This window comes from Pseudomonas sp. PLB05 (genome assembly GCF_021106615.1).
Taxonomy (GTDB): domain Bacteria; phylum Pseudomonadota; class Gammaproteobacteria; order Pseudomonadales; family Pseudomonadaceae; genus Chryseomonas; species Chryseomonas benzopyrenica.
The window spans coordinates 189058-205637 of the sequence record NZ_JAJOHO010000002.1 but is presented as its reverse complement, the minus strand read 5'-3'; the positions used below and the strand labels follow the sequence as shown (position 1 = coordinate 205637).

Annotated in this window: 17 protein-coding genes; 6 read left to right on the top strand and 11 right to left on the bottom strand. The window is 67.3% G+C overall.

Annotation, left to right across the window (positions count from 1 at the left end):
* Positions 1-5: 5 nt before the first annotated feature.
* On the bottom strand, positions 6-1421 hold the full coding sequence (gene pdxR / locus LRS53_RS07660; RefSeq protein WP_231355524.1) for a MocR-like pyridoxine biosynthesis transcription factor PdxR: 1416 nt from the start codon (positions 1419-1421) through the stop codon (positions 6-8).
* Positions 1422-1511: 90 nt separating this feature from the next.
* Between pdxR and LRS53_RS07655 the strand changes: the two genes are divergently transcribed.
* The 5 genes from LRS53_RS07655 to LRS53_RS07635 all read left to right on the top strand — a co-directional run bounded on the left by LRS53_RS07655 (position 1512) and on the right by LRS53_RS07635 (position 5418).
* Positions 1512-2144: an FMN-binding negative transcriptional regulator gene (locus LRS53_RS07655; protein WP_231355523.1), complete on the top strand. Its 633-nt coding sequence runs from the start codon at positions 1512-1514 to the stop codon at positions 2142-2144.
* A gap of 14 nt (positions 2145-2158) precedes the next feature.
* Entirely contained in the window at positions 2159-2608 is a 450-nt protein-coding gene (locus LRS53_RS07650; protein ID WP_231355522.1) for a GNAT family N-acetyltransferase, read from the top strand.
* Positions 2605-3270, top strand: coding sequence for a GNAT family N-acetyltransferase (locus LRS53_RS07645; RefSeq protein ID WP_231355521.1), 666 nt, complete (start codon positions 2605-2607; stop codon positions 3268-3270). The genes LRS53_RS07650 and LRS53_RS07645 overlap by 4 nt, the downstream gene beginning before the upstream one ends.
* A 67-nt stretch (positions 3271-3337) precedes the next feature.
* A complete protein-coding gene (locus LRS53_RS07640; RefSeq protein WP_231355520.1) occupies positions 3338-4066 on the top strand; it encodes a response regulator transcription factor in 729 nt (242 codons plus the stop codon).
* Positions 4063-5418 carry an ATP-binding protein gene (locus LRS53_RS07635; RefSeq protein WP_231355519.1) on the top strand — a complete coding sequence of 452 codons (1356 nt, stop codon included), beginning with the start codon at positions 4063-4065 and terminating at the stop codon, positions 5416-5418. The genes LRS53_RS07640 and LRS53_RS07635 overlap by 4 nt, the downstream gene beginning before the upstream one ends.
* Positions 5419-5711: 293 nt before the next feature.
* Here the strand turns inward: LRS53_RS07635 and LRS53_RS07630 are convergent, their stop codons facing one another.
* The 9 genes from LRS53_RS07630 to LRS53_RS07595 all read right to left on the bottom strand — a co-directional run bounded on the left by LRS53_RS07630 (position 5712) and on the right by LRS53_RS07595 (position 15296).
* Entirely contained in the window at positions 5712-7655 is a 1944-nt protein-coding gene (locus LRS53_RS07630; protein ID WP_231355518.1) for a TonB-dependent receptor domain-containing protein, read from the bottom strand.
* Positions 7656-7737: 82 nt separating this feature from the next.
* Positions 7738-8172, bottom strand: a complete 435-nt coding sequence (locus LRS53_RS07625) for a CBS domain-containing protein (RefSeq protein ID WP_017639179.1) — start codon at positions 8170-8172, stop codon at positions 7738-7740.
* 66 nt (positions 8173-8238) lie between these two features.
* Complete coding sequence (locus LRS53_RS07620; protein WP_231355517.1) at positions 8239-9084, bottom strand: metal ABC transporter permease; 846 nt, start codon at positions 9082-9084, stop codon at positions 8239-8241.
* Positions 9084-9938, bottom strand: a complete 855-nt coding sequence (locus LRS53_RS07615; RefSeq protein WP_064307069.1) for a metal ABC transporter permease — start codon at positions 9936-9938, stop codon at positions 9084-9086. Before LRS53_RS07615 ends, LRS53_RS07620 begins: the two co-directional genes overlap by 1 nt.
* Entirely contained in the window at positions 9938-10708 is a 771-nt protein-coding gene (locus LRS53_RS07610; protein ID WP_064307070.1) for a metal ABC transporter ATP-binding protein, read from the bottom strand. Before LRS53_RS07610 ends, LRS53_RS07615 begins: the two co-directional genes overlap by 1 nt.
* Complete coding sequence (locus tag LRS53_RS07605; protein WP_269216676.1) at positions 10705-11598, bottom strand: metal ABC transporter substrate-binding protein; 894 nt, start codon at positions 11596-11598, stop codon at positions 10705-10707. The genes LRS53_RS07610 and LRS53_RS07605 overlap by 4 nt, the downstream gene beginning before the upstream one ends.
* Positions 11599-11785: 187 nt before the next feature.
* Positions 11786-11917, bottom strand: coding sequence for a hypothetical protein (locus tag LRS53_RS23605; protein WP_017639174.1), 132 nt, complete (start codon positions 11915-11917; stop codon positions 11786-11788).
* 147 nt (positions 11918-12064) lie between these two features.
* Positions 12065-13870 carry a sodium-extruding oxaloacetate decarboxylase subunit alpha gene (gene oadA, locus LRS53_RS07600; protein ID WP_017639173.1) on the bottom strand — a complete coding sequence of 602 codons (1806 nt, stop codon included), beginning with the start codon at positions 13868-13870 and terminating at the stop codon, positions 12065-12067.
* 10 nt (positions 13871-13880) lie between these two features.
* Positions 13881-15296: an acetyl-CoA carboxylase biotin carboxylase subunit gene (locus LRS53_RS07595; RefSeq protein WP_064307073.1), complete on the bottom strand. Its 1416-nt coding sequence runs from the start codon at positions 15294-15296 to the stop codon at positions 13881-13883.
* 138 nt (positions 15297-15434) lie between these two features.
* Here LRS53_RS07595 and LRS53_RS07590 point away from each other — a divergent pair, with 138 nt between their 5' ends.
* On the top strand, positions 15435-16406 hold the full coding sequence (locus LRS53_RS07590; RefSeq protein WP_269216700.1) for a LysR family transcriptional regulator: 972 nt from the start codon (positions 15435-15437) through the stop codon (positions 16404-16406).
* Here the strand turns inward: LRS53_RS07590 and LRS53_RS07585 are convergent.
* The gene (locus tag LRS53_RS07585) at positions 16339-16557 is read right to left on the bottom strand and encodes a PA3496 family putative envelope integrity protein (RefSeq protein WP_082900371.1); all 219 of its coding nucleotides are present in this window, start codon (positions 16555-16557) and stop codon (positions 16339-16341) included. The genes LRS53_RS07590 and LRS53_RS07585 overlap by 68 nt on opposite strands.
* Between the last annotated feature and the right edge of the window lie 23 nt (positions 16558-16580).

Sequence of the window (16580 nt, the reverse complement as noted above, 5' to 3'; positions counted from 1 at the left end):
AGCGCTCAGGCCCAGGCTCTCCGCAGCCTGGCCAGCGCCTCGACAATCCGCGCCTCCGGCACCGCCGCAAAACCCAGCACCAACCCGGCGCGAGCGTCGGCCGGGGTCGGGGCCTCGGGCAGCCAGTATCGCGACAGCGCATTGAGTTCCACCCCGACCGCGGCCGCCCAGGTCACCAGTTCGGCTTCGCGGGCCAGGTGGGTGACCGGCAGGCACAGATGCAGGCCGGCCACCGGGACGCCCGGCGGGGCGCAGCCGGCAACCTCTGGCCAGCCGGCCAGCAGGGCATCGCGGCGACTGCGCGCCGCACGTCGCATGCGCCGGATGTGGCGCTGGAAATGGCCCTGTTCGATGAAATCGGCCATGACCGTCTGGGTGGCGCTGTCGAGATGGCGGATGCCGGCCCGTTGCAGCTCCAGCAGCGCCGGCACCAGCGCGGGCGGGGCCACCAGATAGCCCAGGCGCAGACCGGGAAAGGCGATCTTGGAGAAGGTGCCGACATAGAGCACCCGACCGTGACGATCCAGCGCGGCCAGGGGCGCCAGCGGCGCGCCCTGGTAGCGGTACTCGCCGTCGTAGTCGTCCTCGACGATCCAGCCGTCCCGCTGGCGCGCCCAGTCCAGCAGCGCCAGGCGGCGCGGCAGGGACAGCACCGCGCCGGTGGGATACTGGTGCGAAGGAGTGACGTAGACCAGCCGGCAGTCCGGCAGCCCTGCCAACTGCTCCACCATCAGCCCGGCCCCATCCACCGCAACGCCCTGCAACCGCGCCCCGCTACTCTGCAAGGCCAGGCCCGCGGCGCGATAGCCAGGATCCTCCATGGCCGCCCGGGCTCCGGGCGCCAGCAGCAACCGGGCGCAGAGTTCGATGGCCTGCTGGGCACCGCTGGTGATGAGGATCTGCTCGGGTGCGCAGACCAGGCCCCGCGCCTGGCGCAGGTAGGCGCTCAGCAGGCGGCGCAGCCGCGGTTCGCCGCCAGGTTCGCGATAACCCAGCAGCGCCGGCTCCGGCTGGCGCCAGAAGCGCTGCTGCAACCGCGCCCAGGTGGCGAAGGGAAACAGGTCCACCGCCGGCAAGCCGACCCGAAAGGCGCACGGCGCGCCGGGCGGCACGCTGGCCAGGGGTACGGGTGTCGCACTGGCCGTGGCTTCGGGAGCAGCCAGCGCCCGGGTCACGGGCGCGACATAGGTGCCGTCACCCGGACGGCTGTCGAGAAAGCCCTCGGCCAGGAGCTGCTCGTAGGCGGCGGTTACGGTATTGCGCGACACGCCCAGCAGCCGCGCCAGTTCGCGACTGGCGGGTAGCCGCACTCCAGCGGCCAGCTCGCCGGCCAGGATGCGCTCGCGCAGGCCCTGGTAGAGCTGGCGCGCCAGGCCCTGACCCGATTCCAGCAACAGCCCCGACGGCTCGAATCCCAGCATGGATTGGCACCCTGAAAGTCATGGACATTGGCTCTTACAGGGAGCCAAAGCCGACCTTAGCATGGCCGGACGTCACTGGAGTTCCTGCCCATGTATCCCAATCCCGCCTTCCGCCTCGACGACCTGCCCAGGCTGCACCAGCACCTGCGCGATCACGCCCTGGCGCTGCTCATCAGCCAGACCGACACCGGTCCGCTGGTGAGCCATCTGCCGCTCTGGCTGGAGCCCGACGAGGGCCCCTATGGCACCCTCTACGGCCATCTGGCGCGTAGCAATCCCCAGGCCCCGGCGATGGTCGAGGCGGGACAGGTACTGGCGGTGTTCCAGGGACCCCAGGCCTATGTCAGCCCGGCCTTCTATCCCGGCAAGGCCGAACATGGCCGGGTGGTGCCGACCTGGAACTACCAGGCGGTGCACGCCCGCGGCCGCGTCGAGGTGTTCGATGACCCCGAGCGCCTGCTACCGCTGCTGGAGCGCCTCACCGACCAGCACGAAGCCGGGCGCGCCCGGCCCTGGCAGGTCGCGGATGCACCAGCGGACTTCGTGCGGGGCATGCTGCGCGCCATCCGTGGTCTGCGCCTGCCGCTGGACAGCCTCCAGGGCATCGCCAAGCTCAGCCAGAATCGCACCGCCGCCGACCGCGAAGGCGTCCGCCAGGGGCTGGCCGCCAGCCCTGTACCCGGCGACCAGGCCCTGGCCGCCCTGATCCCCTCTCCCGCCTGACCTTGGAATCACCCATGACCATCCGCCCCCTGACCGAAACCGATCACGCCGTCTGGCACGACCTCTGGCAGGCCTACCTGGCCTTCTACGAGACCGTCCTGCCAGCAACGACCTATGCCCGCACCTGGCAGCGCCTGCTCGATCCCGCTCAGCCCCTGAATGGCGCCCTGGCCTGGGACGGCGAGCGGCCCCTGGGCCTGGTGCATTTCATCTATCACCCGTCCTGTTGGACCGAGACCGACTACTGCTACCTGCAGGATCTCTATGTCGCCGAAGGCCATCGCGGTGGCGGCCTGGGCCGCGCCCTGATCGAGCATGTCTATGCCCGTGCCGAAGCGGATGGCTGCGACCGGGTGCACTGGCTGACCCAGGAGACCAACCAGGCGGGACGCCAGCTCTACGACCGCATCGCCACCCGCCCCGGCTTCATCCAGTACCGCCACCTGCTGGGAGACAGGGCATGACCGCCCTCGACTGGACCCCCGCCCGCCTGCCTCAGCCGCGCCTGCTGCAAGGCCATCATGTACGTCTGGAACCCCTCGATCCGCAGCGCCACGGCGCCGATCTCTGGCAGGCCCTGCACCACCATGACCCGGCCCTGTGGGACTTTCTGCCCTATGGCCCTTTCACCGAGCAGGCGGCCTTCGACGGCTGGCTGGCGGGCCTGGCCGAAGGTCCCGATCCGCTGTTCTACGCCGTGGTGGATCCCCGCGACAGCCGTGCCCTGGGGCAACTCAGCCTGATGAGCATCGTCCCTGAACACGGTAGCATCGAGATCGGCCATGTCGCCTTTGGCGGGCGTCTGCAGCGTACGCCCCTGGCCACCGAGGCCTTCTATCTGTTGATGCAGGAGGCCTTCGCCCTGGGCTTTCGCCGTCTGGAGTGGAAATGCGACAACGCCAATGCCCGTTCCAAGCGCGCCGCCGAGCGACTGGGCATGCGCCCTGAAGGTCTGTTCCGCCAGCACCGGGTGGTCAAGGGTCGCAACCGCGACACCGCCTGGTTCAGCTTACTGGATCACGAATGGCCCGCGGTGGACGCAGGCTTCAGACGTTGGCTGGCGGCGGAGAACTTCGATGCGGCAGGGCGCCAGCTGAGCGCCCTGGCGATCACGTCCAGCAAATGAGAAGCAATACCAAGGAGGCGGGCAAAGCGCTATCCTAGAGAGGTTGCTACCACCAGTCTCCTTTGCCGTGACCGCCATCCACGTTCTGCTCGTCGACGACCACCGCAAGCTGCGCGAACCCCTGGCGATCTACTTGCGGCGCCAGGGGTTCGAAGCCACCACCGCGGCCGATGCCACGCGAATGAAGGCGCTGCTCGCGCAGCAGCGCTTCGATGTCATCGTCCTCGACGTGATGCTGCCGGATGGCGACGGCTTCAGTCTCTGCCGTGAGCTGCGCCAGCGCGACACGACGCCGGTGATCCTGCTCACCGCCCGGGGCGAACTGGACGATCGGGTGCTGGGCCTGGAACAGGGCGCCGACGACTACCTGACCAAGCCGTTCGAACCGCGTGAATTGGTGGCGCGGATTCGCACCCTGCATCGTCGCTCCCGGACGACCGCGCCGCCGCCTCCGCGCGAGTCCATCCCAGCGGCAACCTATCGTTTCGCAGGCTGGCACTACGCCGCCGTCAGTCAGCGCCTGCAGTATCCCGATGGCAGCACCCGCCGCCTGGGCCAGGCGGAGGCCCGCCTGCTGCTGGCGTTCCTGTGCCAGCCCCAGACCGTGCTGCATCGCGATCTCTTGCTGGACCGGGTGCGACCGCCCGATCGCGAGTTGGAAGACCGCAGCCTGGATCGCCAGGTCAGTCGGCTGCGCCTGCGCCTGGCCGATTCGACCGGCGAGTCGCCGCTGCGCACCGTCTGGGGGCGCGGCTATCTGCTGGACTGCCCGGTAGAGGCACTGGACGGGCCATGATCGCTCCCTGGCGGCGCTGGCTGCAGGGCATCACGCCGCGCCTCTGTCTGCTGTTCTGCGCCGCCTTGCTGCTGGCGCACGCGGCCGCGGCGCTGGTCCTGCACCAGACCGGCGCGCTGGTCCATTCGCTGTCCTATGGCCAGGCCTTGGAGCGCCTGGCGGTGGCCCGTACCGCGGTCGAACGCCTGCCGACGGTACAGGCGCAGGCCCTGCTGCGAGTGCTGGCCGAGGCACCGGCGCAGGTCTGGGTGGCCGCGACGCCTGAGGTGACGCCCTTCGCCATGCTCGCCGAGGAACGTCGCCTGACCCGGGATCTGGCGCGACGCCTGGGGCAGACCGAAGACGGCCTGGTGATGCAGTTGGAAGGCCTGGCGGGCGACGCCGCCCGCGCCTCACCGCTGACCCCGGCCGGCTGGGCCCCCCTGCGCTTGCGCAGCAGCGTGCGCCTGCCGGACGGTCGCTGGCTCAATGCCGTGCAGTATCCGGCGCGCAGCGACGGCTGGCTGACCGCCCTGGGCTGGTCGCTGCTGCTGGGCGCCCTACCGGTGCTGCTGCTGGCTTGGTTGTTGATCGGCCAGCTGGTACGGCCGCTGCAACGGCTCACCCGCGCCGCCGAGGGACTCAGCCGGGGCGAGCGCAGTCGATTGGAGGTCCGCCAGGGCCCGCGCGAGGCCAGGGAACTGGCCGCGGCCTTCGAGCTGATGCAGGAGCGGCTGCTGCGCCACCTGGACGATCGGGTGCGCATGCTGGCCGCCATCAGCCACGACTTCAACACTCCGCTGGCCGCACTGCGGGTGCAGCTGGCCCTGCTAGAGCCCTCGGCCGAACGCGACGACATGGAGGAAAGCCTGGCCGAACTGGACGCCATGGTGCAGGAAACCCTCGACTTCATCCGTGGCGAACGCCAGACCGAAGCCCATCAGGAGGTCGACCTGAGTGCCCTGCTGCAGGACCTGCACGGGCGTTACCGGGCGCTGGGCCAGCCGGTGACCTGGTCGGGCGCCGCCGCGACACCGCTCCGCGGTCGTCCGCTGGCGCTCAAGCGCGCCCTGGGCAATCTGCTCGACAACGCCCTGCAGCACGGCGGCAGCGCCGTCCTGGAGCTGTCGCGACCCGAGCCACAGCTGCTCCGATTGGACATCCTCGACGACGGCCCCGGCTTGCCGGAGGATCAGCTGGAGCAGGTCTTCGAGCCCTTCTACCGGCCCCCGGGGCAGGACTCCGCCCGCGGCCTGGGTCTGGGCCTGGCCATCGCCCGCGCCTGCATCCTCGCCCATGGCGGGGAACTGCAGCTGCACAATCGCCCGCAAGGCGGCCTCTGCGCGCGGATCCTGCTGCCGTCGACCCCCTAGCAGCCGGATATCCCGTAGGAGCGGCCCATGGCCGCGATAGTCCAAACAAAAGGCCTTGTCACGCCAGAACAATCACTCCCAAAGTAGCGACACCTGATCGATCAGGATTTCGCTGGGGCTGGACACGAACGCCTGCTCGGCTAGCCCCTCTCCCTTTGGGAGAGGGTTGGGGTGAGGGCGCGCCTCACAGCGGATTTCCTGGTGGAAAAGGCTCCGCCGTTTCCCACGCTACGGTTCCGGCACCAACGCGCGTCCACCACAGTGGAGGTTCCACGTGGAGCATCCGAGTCCCCCTAGAAACTCAAGGTCGCACTCACCCAGAGATGCCGGCCGTAGTTCACCGTGCCATAGGTCTCGTCGTCCAGGCGGCGGTCGTTCAGGTTGCGGATGGCGGCATTGAAGCTCAGGTTGCGCGTCGCCACGAAGCCACCGCCCACGTCCCAGGTGGTATAGGCCGGGGCGGCCTCGCCGGTCAGGGTAGCGTCGTACTCTTCACCGTAGTAGTCCAGCGCCGTCCACAGGTTGAGGCGGTCCGACAGGGTCCAGTCCAGGCGGACGTTGGCCTTGCGCTCCGGGGTCAGGGCCAGGGGCGCACCCTGGTTGGGACCGCTGCGCTGCTCTGAGTCGAGATAGGTGAAGTTGCCGCCCAGACGCAGGGCCTCGGTGATGTCCCAGCCACCGCTGAGCTCCACACCGCGGATCACCGCCTCGTCGACGTTGATGCGATCCATGCGGATATAGCCGTTCCAGCGCTCGGTGGTGGTGACCGTGGACAGCTTGTCCCGGAAGTCGTTGTAGAACAGCGTCGCCGCCGCCTCCAGATTGCGCCGGTTGGACCAGAGCGCCGCCACCTCGTAGTTGGTGCTGGTTTCCGGCTTGAGATCCGGATTGCCGAGCATGACGAAGCGGTTGCGCCGCAGATAGGCATAACCCGGCGCCACGGCGCGGATTTCCGGTGCCTTGAAGCCGCGCGAGACGCCGCCCTTGAAGGTCCACTCGGAGGTTGCATGCCAGACCCCATAGAGCCGCGGACTCCAGTGATTGCCATACAGCTCGTGGTGATCCAGGCGCAGCCCGCCGGTGAGGGCGAAGCTGTCGGTGATGGCCCACTCGTCCTCGGCGAACAAGGCCTGCTGGGTCACCGCGAAGGAGTACTGACGGCGATCGTTCAGCCCCTGGTTCCAGTCCTGCACCTCGCCGCGGTTGTATTGCAGACCGGTGGTGAGCAGGTGGTCGTCCAGTGGCGTCACTAGCTTGGCGTCGAACACGGTGTTCTCGACCTGCGGCTTGCGCCCATAGACATCGGTCTGCGCCGGCGTGGCCAGGCCTTCGCGGGAGGTCTCCTCGTGCAGCAGCGACACGTCCGAGCGCAGCCCGCCGGCCCAGTGGCCAGTGTGACTCAGCGACCAGTGATCGCGGTCGTTGTCCTGTTGGCGGGTCGCCCAGTTGTCGCTCAGGCCGTCGCCGTTGCGCAGACGTGTCTGCCCGGCCTCCAGCAGAAATTCATGATTCTCGTTCGGGGTGAAGGCCAGGCGCCCGGTCAGGTCGCGATGGCGCGCCTTGCTGAAGCCCTGGGTCTGCTCGATGTCGTCGTCGGCCTGGCGATCCAGGTAGCGGCCCCACAGCTGCAGGCCGAGCAATTCGCTGTGCAGCGGCCCGCTGAGAAAGAACTGGCCCTGGCGCGAATTGCCCTGATCGCTGTGCTGCTGGGCGATGTAGTCGGTGGTCAGGGAGCCATGCCAGGTGGCGGTGTTCTTCTTGGTGATGATGTTGATCACCCCACCGATGGCATCGGAGCCGTACAGCGAGGACATGGGCCCCCGCACCACCTCGATGCGCTCAATGGCCGCGGCTGGTGGGATGAAGCTCTGCTCGTAGCCGCGATTGCCGTTGACCCGTGACTCCCGCGCGCTTTGCCGCTTGCCGTCGACCAGAATCAGGGTGTAGTCCCCCGGCATGCCGCGGATGGAGATGTCGGTCTCGTTGGCCGCGCCGTTGACCACTACCCCCTCGACGTCGCGCAGGGCATCGCCCAGATCGCGGATCGGGCGCTTGCGCAGGGTCTCGGCGTCGATCACCGTGACCGAGGCCGGGGCGTCCTCCAGCCGCTGTTCGAAGCCTGAGGCGGTGACCACCGTGGTGTCGAGATCGGTGATCTCTTCGGCCTGGATCGCCAGACTGGCCACAGCCAGGCCGAGCGCCAGGGGCGTAGGGATGAAGCGTTGCAACCTTGCCATGCAGCGTGCCCTCCAGACGGGAAAGGGCACGGATGGTAATGATTGACGTTACGCAAATTGGGACAGGTTGGGACAGATGCCCTCACTCGCCGCGGATGTAGCCTTCCAGGTGGCGGATCAGCTCCGCCTGCTGCACGGTGGTCGCCTTGACCAGGTCACCGATGGACAGCAGTCCGATCAGCTTGCCATTGCCCATCACCGGCAGGTGGCGCAGGTGGTGGTCGGTCATCATCTGCATGCAGTCGCCCACGGTCTGCTGCGGCAGCACGATGATGACCGCCTCGGTCATGATCTCGCTGACCGGGGTGGCATAGGAGGAACGCCCCTCCAGCGCCACCTTGCGCGCATAGTCACGCTCGCTGACGATGCCCACCAGCTCGCCATCGCGCATCACCGGCAGGGCCCCGACGTTCTTTTCCGCCATCAGCCGCAGGGCGTCGAGCACCCAGGCGTCCGGAGCGATGGTGTAGACGTCCTGCTGGGTCTTGAGGGCGAGCAACTGGGCGACGGTTTTCATGGTGGTTCTCCTGAGGTAAGGCGAGCGTGACCGGCGACGCCTGGCAGAGCCGGTCAGCTGATTACATCAGGCCGCTTGAACGCCCTTGTCGCCCGAACGACGTCGATCCCGCCACAGGCGCCATGCCAGGGCCAGCAGGAAACCGACCGTCAGCAGCAGCACCATGGTCGGTGCTGGCGCGCTGTCCCAGACCAGGCTCAGCAACACCCCGCCCAGGGCGGCCGCCACGGCCAGCGTCGTGGCCACCAGCAGCATCCAGCCAAAGGAGTGGGTCAGCAGGAAGGCGGTGGCACCGGGGGCGATCAGCAAGGCCACCACCGGCACCATGCCCACTGCCTGCAGGGCGCCGACCACGGTCAGGGCGATGAGTCCGAGCAGGCCGTAGTGCAGCAACTCCACCCGCAGGCCCAGGGCCCGTGCCTGGGCGGCATCGAAGGCCAGCACCAGCAGGTCGCGCCAGCGACAGACCAGCGCCAGCAGCACCAGGGCGGCGATCACCGCCATCTGCCAGAAGGCCTCCGGGGTCACTCCCAGCAGATCGCCGAGCAGGATGTGGTCCAGGTGCAGCTCGGTGGGCAGCCTGGCGTGCAGCACCAGGCCCAGGCCGAACATGCCGGAGAAGACCACGCCCATGAGGGTGTCCTGCTTCACCCGGCTGTGGCGCTTGAGATAGCCGGTGGCCAGGGCGCAACCCAGTCCCGCGACGAAGGCGCCCACGACCAGGGGCGCCCCCAGCGCCGAAGCCAGCACCAGGCCGGGAAACACCGCGTGGGCGATGGCGTCGCCCAGCAGCGCCCAGCCCTTGAGCACCAGGAAACAGGACAGCAGCGCCGTGGGTACCGCCACCAGCACGGCCATCAGCAGCGCCTGGCGCATGAAATCGACTTCCAGGGTCAGCAGCAGCCAGTCCATCAGCCCGTCTCCGCCGTCTGCCGGGCCCGGCGCCGATTGGCCAGCAGGCCGTGACGCGGCGCCAGCACGAAGGCCAGCAGAAAGATCAGCGTCTGCAGGACCACCACGCAGCCTCCGGTGGCGCCGTCGAGGAAGTAGCTGAGATAGGTGCCCAGCAGGCCGCTGCCGACGCCGATGGCCACGCTGATCAGCACCACCCGCGAGAAGCGATCACTGAGCAGATAGGCCGTCGCCCCCGGCGTCACCACCAGGGCGATGACCAGGAAGGCGCCCACCGTCTGCATGGCCGCCACGGTGCTCAGCGCCAGCAGGGTAAAGAACAGCAGCTTGTAGCCGGTGGGATTGAGGCCGCAGGCACGCGCCTGGCCCTCGTCGAAGAACACCAGCAGGAGGTCGCGCCACTTGAGCAGCAGCACCAAAAGGGAGACGGCGGCGATGATCAGCAGCTGGCGACTGGCCTCGGGGGTGATGGCCAGGATGTTGCCGAAGACGATGGTCTGGATGTCCACCGCCACCGGCGCCAACGAGACCAGGAACAGGCCGCCGCCAAAGAAGGCGCTGAAGATCAGGCCGATGATGACGTCTTCTTTCAGCCGGGTGTACTGCCGCAGCCCCAGCATGGCCCCGGCCGCCGCGCCGCCGGCGAGAAAGGCGCCCAGGGCCAGCGGCAGCCCGAGCAGATAGGCGCCGGCCACCCCCGGTACCACGGCATGGGACAGGGCATCGCCGATCAGCGACCAGCCCTTGAGCATCAGATAAGCGGAGAGAAAGGCGCACAGCCCACCCACCAGGGCCGCCGCGCCCAGGGCGTTTTTCATGTAGCCGTAGGCCAGGGGTTCCAGCAGCCACTCCATCAGGCACGCTCTCGCCACTGGGGCGGTTGCGACGCCTGGCGTCCCCCCTCGAACAGGCGCAGGGCGCCACCGAAGGTCCGCTCCAGATTCTCCCGGGTAAAGACCTCGGCCGTCGGCCCCTGGGCCAGCACGGTGCGATCGAGCAGCACGGTGCGGTCGCAGAAGCGCTCGATGCTGGCCAGGTCATGGGTCGAGACCAGCATCGAGCGACCCTCGGCGCGCAGGGCCTGGAGCAATTCGATGATGGCGCGCTCGGAGGTGGCGTCCACCCCGGTGAAGGGTTCATCCAGCAGGATCACCCGGCTGTCCTGGGCCAGTGCGCGGGCGAGGAAGACGCGCTTCTTCTGGCCACCGGAGAGTTCGCCGATCTGCCGTTTGCGCAAGTCGGTCAGCCCTACCCGGGCCAGGGCGGCGGCCACCGCCTGGTGATCGGCGGCGCGCGCCAGGCGCAGGAAATTCATCCGGCCATAGCGCCCCATGAGCACCACGTCTTCCACCCGCACCGGAAAGTCCCAGTCGACGTCTTCGCTCTGGGGCACATAGGCGACCAGATTACGCTTCAGGGCCTGGGCCACCGGCAGGTCATCGACCCGCACCTGACCGGTGCGCAGGGGCACGAAGCCCATGATCGCCTTGAACAGGGTGGACTTGCCGCTGCCATTGACGCCCACCAGGGCGGTGATGGACCCGCCGGGCACCACCAGGCTGGCGTCGCGCAGGGCGGTATGGCCATTGCGATAGGTCACGCCGACCCCGTCGAGAGCGATCATGGCGCTAGCCCCTTGACCAGGGTTTCGGTGGTGACCCGCAGCAGGTCGAGATAGGTGGGCACCGGACCGTCGGCGGCGCTCAGGGAATCCACATAGAGCACCCCGCCGTAGCGGGCGCCGCTCTCCCGCGCCACCTGCTCGGCCGCTGCGGCGGACACGGTACTCTCGCTGAACACCGCCGGAATCCGCTCGGCGCGCACTGTCTCGATCACCCGGCGCACTTGCTGCGGGGTGCCCTGGGCATCGGCGTTGATTGGCCAGAGATAGAGTTCCTTGAGGCCCAGGTCACGCGCCAGATAGCTGAAGGCACCCTCGCTGGAGACCAGCCAGCGGCGCTGCTCGGGAATCCCCTGCAGCTGCTGGCGCAGGGGATCGAGGGTGGTGGTGATGCGCGTCTTGTAGGCTTCGGCGTTACGGCGGTAGGTCTCGGCATTGGCCGGATCGTGCTGCACCAGCGCATCGCGGATGTTGTCGACGTAGACCAGCGCCGCCTGCGGCGACATCCAGGCATGGGGATTGGGCTTGCCGGCATAGGGGCCCTGGGCGATGGCGATGGGCGCGACGCCCTGGGAGACCACCGCGCTGGGCACGTCCTTCATGCGGCTGAAGAAACGCTCGAACCAGAGCTCCAGATTCAGGCCGTTCCACAGCACCAGCTGGGCATCGCGTGCCTTGAGCAGATCGCCCGGGGTGGGCTGGTAGTTGTGGATCTCGGCACCGGGCTTGGTGATGGACTCCACCTGAGCGGCGTCGCCCGCCACGTTGCGCGCCATGTCGGCGATCACCGTGAAGGTGGTGACCACCTTGAACGGCTCCGCCGCCTGGACAGGGTTGCCCAGCAGCAGTCCCAACAAACCCATCAGGGTCCAGCGTTTCGTCTTCTCCAGCATCCGGCCAGCCTCTCGGTATTTATAGCCTTGGCTAAATTAGATAGCACAACCTATCAGAGGTGCAGCGAGACTTTGTAACCTGGGATGAGAACGCTCGACAGGGATACGAGCAGGGAAAGGCGCCTCGGCAGGAACGCACGCGAGGCAGCGCGGCAGGACCAAGCGGCCCTGCCTGCTAGGTAGAAGGTCAGTGCGCGGTGTGCGCCAGGGCAACGCGCGACCGCTCGGGCTGGGGCTCCAGCGGACGACGTTCGGCAGGCTGGTCGAGCAGCTTGTCCAGCAGACCACGCAAGGCACGTCTCTTGAGATCTTTCAGCATCGCGAATCCTCCCGGGATCGTTATAGCCTTGGCTATATTAAATAGCAGACCCTATCGAGAGGCGTTAGTGCTTTTTCTCAATCGAATGGATAGAAACCGCCCATAAAAAAGGGGGCCTAGTGGCCCCCGAGGGAAATCGAAGTGATCTCAGCCTTCGATTTCAATCAAGACTTCACCCGGATTGACCCGGTCGCCCTTGGCCACTCGCACCGCGGTGACGGTGCCGGCAATGGGCGCCTGGATCTCGGTCTCCATCTTCATGGCTTCGGTGACCAGCACGCCCTGCCCGGCCTTGACCTGATCGCCTTCCTTGACCAGCACCTCGACGATGTTGCCCGGCATGGTGGTGCTGACATCGCCCGGACGCTCCGCCTGGCGCCGCCGCTGGCCGCCTTCGGCGACGAAATCGCCACTGGCCTCGAACACCACCTCTTCCGGCACTCCGTCGATGGACAGGTAGAAGTGCCGCTTGCCCTCGCTCTTGAGGCCGATGCCAGTGATGTCGACCTGGTAGGTCTCGCCGTGCACATCGACGCTAAAGGCGGTCGGCACACCCTGGCCACCCACCGCGGCCACGCCATCGGCCGACGGCATGGGCAGCAAGGCTTCCGGCACCAGGGTGCCGGCAGCGCGTTCTTCGAGGAATTTGCGTCCGATATCGGGGAACATGGCGAAGGTCATCACGTCCTCTTCGCGCTTGGCCAGGTCGCCGATCTCGGCACGCAGCCGCGCCAGCTCGGGGCTGAGCAGATCGGCCGGACGTCCCTCGATGACCTCTTCCTGGCCGATGGCCTGCTTGCGCAACTGCTCGCAGATGGCGCCCGGCGCCTTGCCATAGCGACCCTGCAGATAGAGCTTCACCTCGTTGGTGATGGTCTTGTAGCGCTCGCCGGCCAGCACGTTGAAGAAGGCCTGGGTGCCGACGATCTGCGAGGTCGGCGTCACCAGGGGCGGATAGCCCAGGTCCTTGCGCACCCGCGGGATCTCCTCCAGCACCTCGTTCATGCGATTGAGGGCGCCCTGCTCGCGCAACTGGTTGGCCAGGTTGGAGATCATACCGCCCGGCACCTGGTTGACCTGCACCCGGGTATCGACCCCGGTGAATTCGCTCTCGAACTGGTGGTACTTCTTGCGCACCGCATGGAAGTACAGGCCGATTTCCTGCAGCAGTTCCAGGTCCAGCCCGGTGTCGTAGGGCGTATCGCGCAAGGCGGCGACCATGGATTCGGTACCCGGGTGGCTGGTGCCCCAGGCCATGCTGGAGATCGCCGTATCTATACGGTCGGCGCCGTTCTCCACCGCCTTGAGCTGGCACATGGCGGCCACCCCGGCGGTGTCGTGGGAGTGCACCACCACATCCAGCGTCAGGGCCTCCTTGAGTGCCTTGACCAGCTCGCCGGTGGCATAGGGGGTGAGCAGACCGGCCATGTCCTTGATGGCGATGGAATCCACGCCCAGGTCGGCCATGCGCTTGGCCTGGTCGACGAAGGCCACCACGCTGTGCACCGGGCTGGTGGTGTAGCAGAGGGTACCCTGGGCGTGCTTGCCGCTGGCCTTGACCGCGCGGATGGCGGTCTCCAGGTTACGCACATCGTTCATGGCATCGAAGATACGGAAGACGTCGATGCCATTGGCTGCCGCGCGCTCGACGAAGGCCTCGACCACGTCGTCGCTGTAGTGCCGATAGCCCAGCAGATTCTGCCCGCGCAGGAGCATCTGCAGGCGGGTATTGGGCAGCGCCTGGCGCAGCTGGCGCAGACGCTCCCAGGGGTCTTCCTTGAGGAAGCGCACGCAGGCGTCGAAGGTGGCGCCACCCCAGACTTCCAGCGACCAGTAGCCGACCTGGTCGAGCTTGGCGCAGATCGGCAGCATGTCTTCGGTACGCATGCGGGTCGCCAGCAGCGATTGGTGGGCGTCGCGCAGGATGGTGTCGGTGATCTGGATGCTTTTCATTGTTCTGTCCTTACAAACCGGCATGGGCGGCGATGGCGGCGGCGATGGCGATGGCCAGGTGCGTCGGGTTGCGCTTGATCGAGTACTGGGTCAGCTCCGGATGGCTCTCCACGAAGCTGGTGTTGAAGCGCCCGCTGCGGAATTCGGGATCGCGCAGGATGGCCTGATAGTAGGGCGCGGTGGTCTTCACCCCCTGCACGCGCATGTCGTCCAGGGCGCGCAGGCCACGGTCCATGGCCTCTTCCCAGGTCAGCGCCCAGACGATCAGCTTGAGGCACATGGAATCGTAGTACGGCGGGATCACGTAGCCGGTGTAGATGGCGGTGTCGGTACGCACCCCCGGGCCGCCCGGCGCGTAGTAGCGGGTGATCTTGCCGAAGCTCGGCAGGAAGTTGTTCTTGGGATCCTCGGCGTTGATGCGGAACTGCAGGGCGAAGCCGCGGTGCTGGACGTCTTCCTGGGCAAAGGACAGCGGCAGCCCGGAAGCGATGCGGATCTGCTCGCGGACGATGTCGATGCCGGTGATTTCCTCGGTGATGGTGTGCTCCACCTGCACCCGGGTGTTCATCTCCATGAAATACACCTCGCCCTCGGCGAGCAGGAATTCCACGGTACCGGCGTTCTCGTAGCCCACCGCCTTGGCGGCGCGCACGGCGAGATCACCGATGTAGGCGCGCTGCTCGGGGGTCAGCTGGGGGCTGGGGGCGATCTCGATCAGCTTCTGGTTGCGTCTCTGGATGGAGCAGTCGCGCTCGAACAGATGCACGGTGTTGCCGTGGCTGTCGGCGAGGATCTGCGCCTCGATGTGCTTGGGATTGACGATGCACTTCTCGAGAAACACCTCGGCCGAGCCGAAGGCCTTGGTCGCCTCGGAAATCACCCGCGGATAGGCTTGCTCCAGCTCCTCACGCGAGTTGCAGCGGCGGATACCGCGCCCGCCGCCGCCGGAGGTGGCCTTGAGCATCACCGGGTAACCGATACGATCGCCTTCGCGCAGGGCCTCGGCGATGTCCGCCACGTTGCCTTCGGTGCCCGGGGTGCAGGGCACGCCGGCGGCGATCATGCTGCGCCGCGCTTCCGTCTTGTCGCCCATGCGGCGAATGACCTCGGCGGACGGCCCGATGAAGCGGATACCGCGCTGGGCGCAGATTTCCGCCAGTTCGGCGTTTTCGGAAAGGAAGCCATAGCCGGGATGCAGGGCATCGCAGCCGGTCTCCACGGCCAGGTTCACCAGCTTGCGCGGGTTGAGATAGCCCTCCAGCGGATCGCTGCCGATCCCATGGGCTTCGTCGGCACGTTTCACGTGGAGCGCTTGGCGATCGGCGTCGGAATAGACCGCTACCGAGCGGATGCCCATCTCGGCACAGGCACGCACGATGCGCACGGCGATCTCGCCCCGATTGGCGATAAGTATCTTCTTGATCACACCTGGCTCCTTGTCTGCTGCAACCTGCAGCCGCTTGTTATTGCCGGTGATTTGAAGCTACGCCAGGGCCTCTCTTATGGAAAATAAATAATTGTTGGATACTCCATAAGTCATCCCTTATGGATCTCGCCGATGCCCATGCGCAAGCCCTTGATGCGACTCACCTTCCGCCAGCTGCAGGTGTTCGAGGCCGTCTGCGAGGCCCGCTCCTACAGCCGCGCGGCCGACATCATGGCGCTCACCCAGCCGGCGGTGAGCCTGCAGGTGCGCCAACTCGAAGAGGTGGTGGGCGCGCCGCTGTTCAATTACGTCAATCGCACCCTTTATCTCACCGAAGCCGGCGAGGCCCTGCGTCAGACCGGTCGCGATCTCTTCGCCCGGCTGGGCAGCCTGGACATGCAGCTGTCGAATCTGCGCGGTGCCCTGCACGGCCAGCTACGCCTGGGGGTGGAGAGCAGCGCCCAGTACCTGGCGCCGCACCTGTTCAGCCAGTTTCGCAGCAGCCATCCCCAGGTCGATCTGGCGCTGACCGTGGGCAACCATGCCCGGGTGCTGCGACGGCTGACGGAGAATCGCGAAGACGTGGCGCTGATGTCCGGCGTGCCGAGCGGCACGGATCTGGAGTTCCTGCCGCTGCTGGACAACGCCATCGTCGCCGTGGCGCGCCCGGGCCATGCGCTGGCCGGGCGCCGCGGGCTGAGCCTGCGCGACCTGACGACCTATCCGCTGCTGGTGCGCGAGGTCGGTTCAGGCACGCGCCAGGCCTGCGAGGACTATCTCAAGCAGAAGCGCGCCCACTTCGCCGAACAGCTGGAGATCGGCGCCTTCGAGGCACAACGCGAAGCGGTCCGCGCCGGCCTCGGGCTGGCACTGCTGCCGCGCCAGGCCATTCGCAGCGATCTCGCCGCCGGCAGCCTGGTCGAGCTGAACGTCGCCGAATTGCCGCTGCGACGTTCCTGGTGCGTGGTCCAGGTCCGTGGCAAGCCGCTGTCGCCAGTGGCCCAGGCCTTCGTCGGCTATCTGCGCGGCCAGCGCAGCCTGATCAATGCGTTAGGTATTGCCCTGGAGCCTGCAGGCGCTGAGCCTGACGCTCGTCCAGCAGCTGATTGAGAAACAGCAGTTCATCGAGCTCCACGGCCAGGCGCTGTTCTTCGGCTCGGGCCTCGATGGCGCGACGGAATTTCATCCGCCGCTGATCCTGTAGCTTTCTGCGAGTCTTGCTGTCGAGACGAACGCTGGATTCCTGGATGAGAGCGGTCATGCCAATTCCTCCGGGCTGGGATC

Coding starts and splice junctions, on each gene's coding strand:
- pdxR (WP_231355524.1), bottom strand. CDS start 1,421: ATGCTGGGATTCGAGCCGTCGGGGCTGTTGCTGGAATCGGGTCAGGGC.
- LRS53_RS07655 (WP_231355523.1), top strand. CDS start 1,512: ATGTATCCCAATCCCGCCTTCCGCCTCGACGACCTGCCCAGGCTGCAC.
- LRS53_RS07650 (WP_231355522.1), top strand. CDS start 2,159: ATGACCATCCGCCCCCTGACCGAAACCGATCACGCCGTCTGGCACGAC.
- LRS53_RS07645 (WP_231355521.1), top strand. CDS start 2,605: ATGACCGCCCTCGACTGGACCCCCGCCCGCCTGCCTCAGCCGCGCCTG.
- LRS53_RS07635 (WP_231355519.1), top strand. CDS start 4,063: ATGATCGCTCCCTGGCGGCGCTGGCTGCAGGGCATCACGCCGCGCCTC.
- LRS53_RS07630 (WP_231355518.1), bottom strand. CDS start 7,655: ATGGCAAGGTTGCAACGCTTCATCCCTACGCCCCTGGCGCTCGGCCTG.
- LRS53_RS07625 (WP_017639179.1), bottom strand. CDS start 8,172: ATGAAAACCGTCGCCCAGTTGCTCGCCCTCAAGACCCAGCAGGACGTC.
- LRS53_RS07620 (WP_231355517.1), bottom strand. CDS start 9,084: ATGGACTGGCTGCTGCTGACCCTGGAAGTCGATTTCATGCGCCAGGCG.
- LRS53_RS07615 (WP_064307069.1), bottom strand. CDS start 9,938: ATGGAGTGGCTGCTGGAACCCCTGGCCTACGGCTACATGAAAAACGCC.
- LRS53_RS07610 (WP_064307070.1), bottom strand. CDS start 10,708: ATGATCGCTCTCGACGGGGTCGGCGTGACCTATCGCAATGGCCATACC.
- LRS53_RS07605 (WP_269216676.1), bottom strand. CDS start 11,598: ATGCTGGAGAAGACGAAACGCTGGACCCTGATGGGTTTGTTGGGACTG.
- LRS53_RS23605 (WP_017639174.1), bottom strand. CDS start 11,917: ATGCTGAAAGATCTCAAGAGACGTGCCTTGCGTGGTCTGCTGGACAAG.
- oadA (WP_017639173.1), bottom strand. CDS start 13,870: ATGAAAAGCATCCAGATCACCGACACCATCCTGCGCGACGCCCACCAA.
- LRS53_RS07590 (WP_269216700.1), top strand. CDS start 15,435: ATGCGCAAGCCCTTGATGCGACTCACCTTCCGCCAGCTGCAGGTGTTC.
- LRS53_RS07585 (WP_082900371.1), bottom strand. CDS start 16,557: ATGACCGCTCTCATCCAGGAATCCAGCGTTCGTCTCGACAGCAAGACT.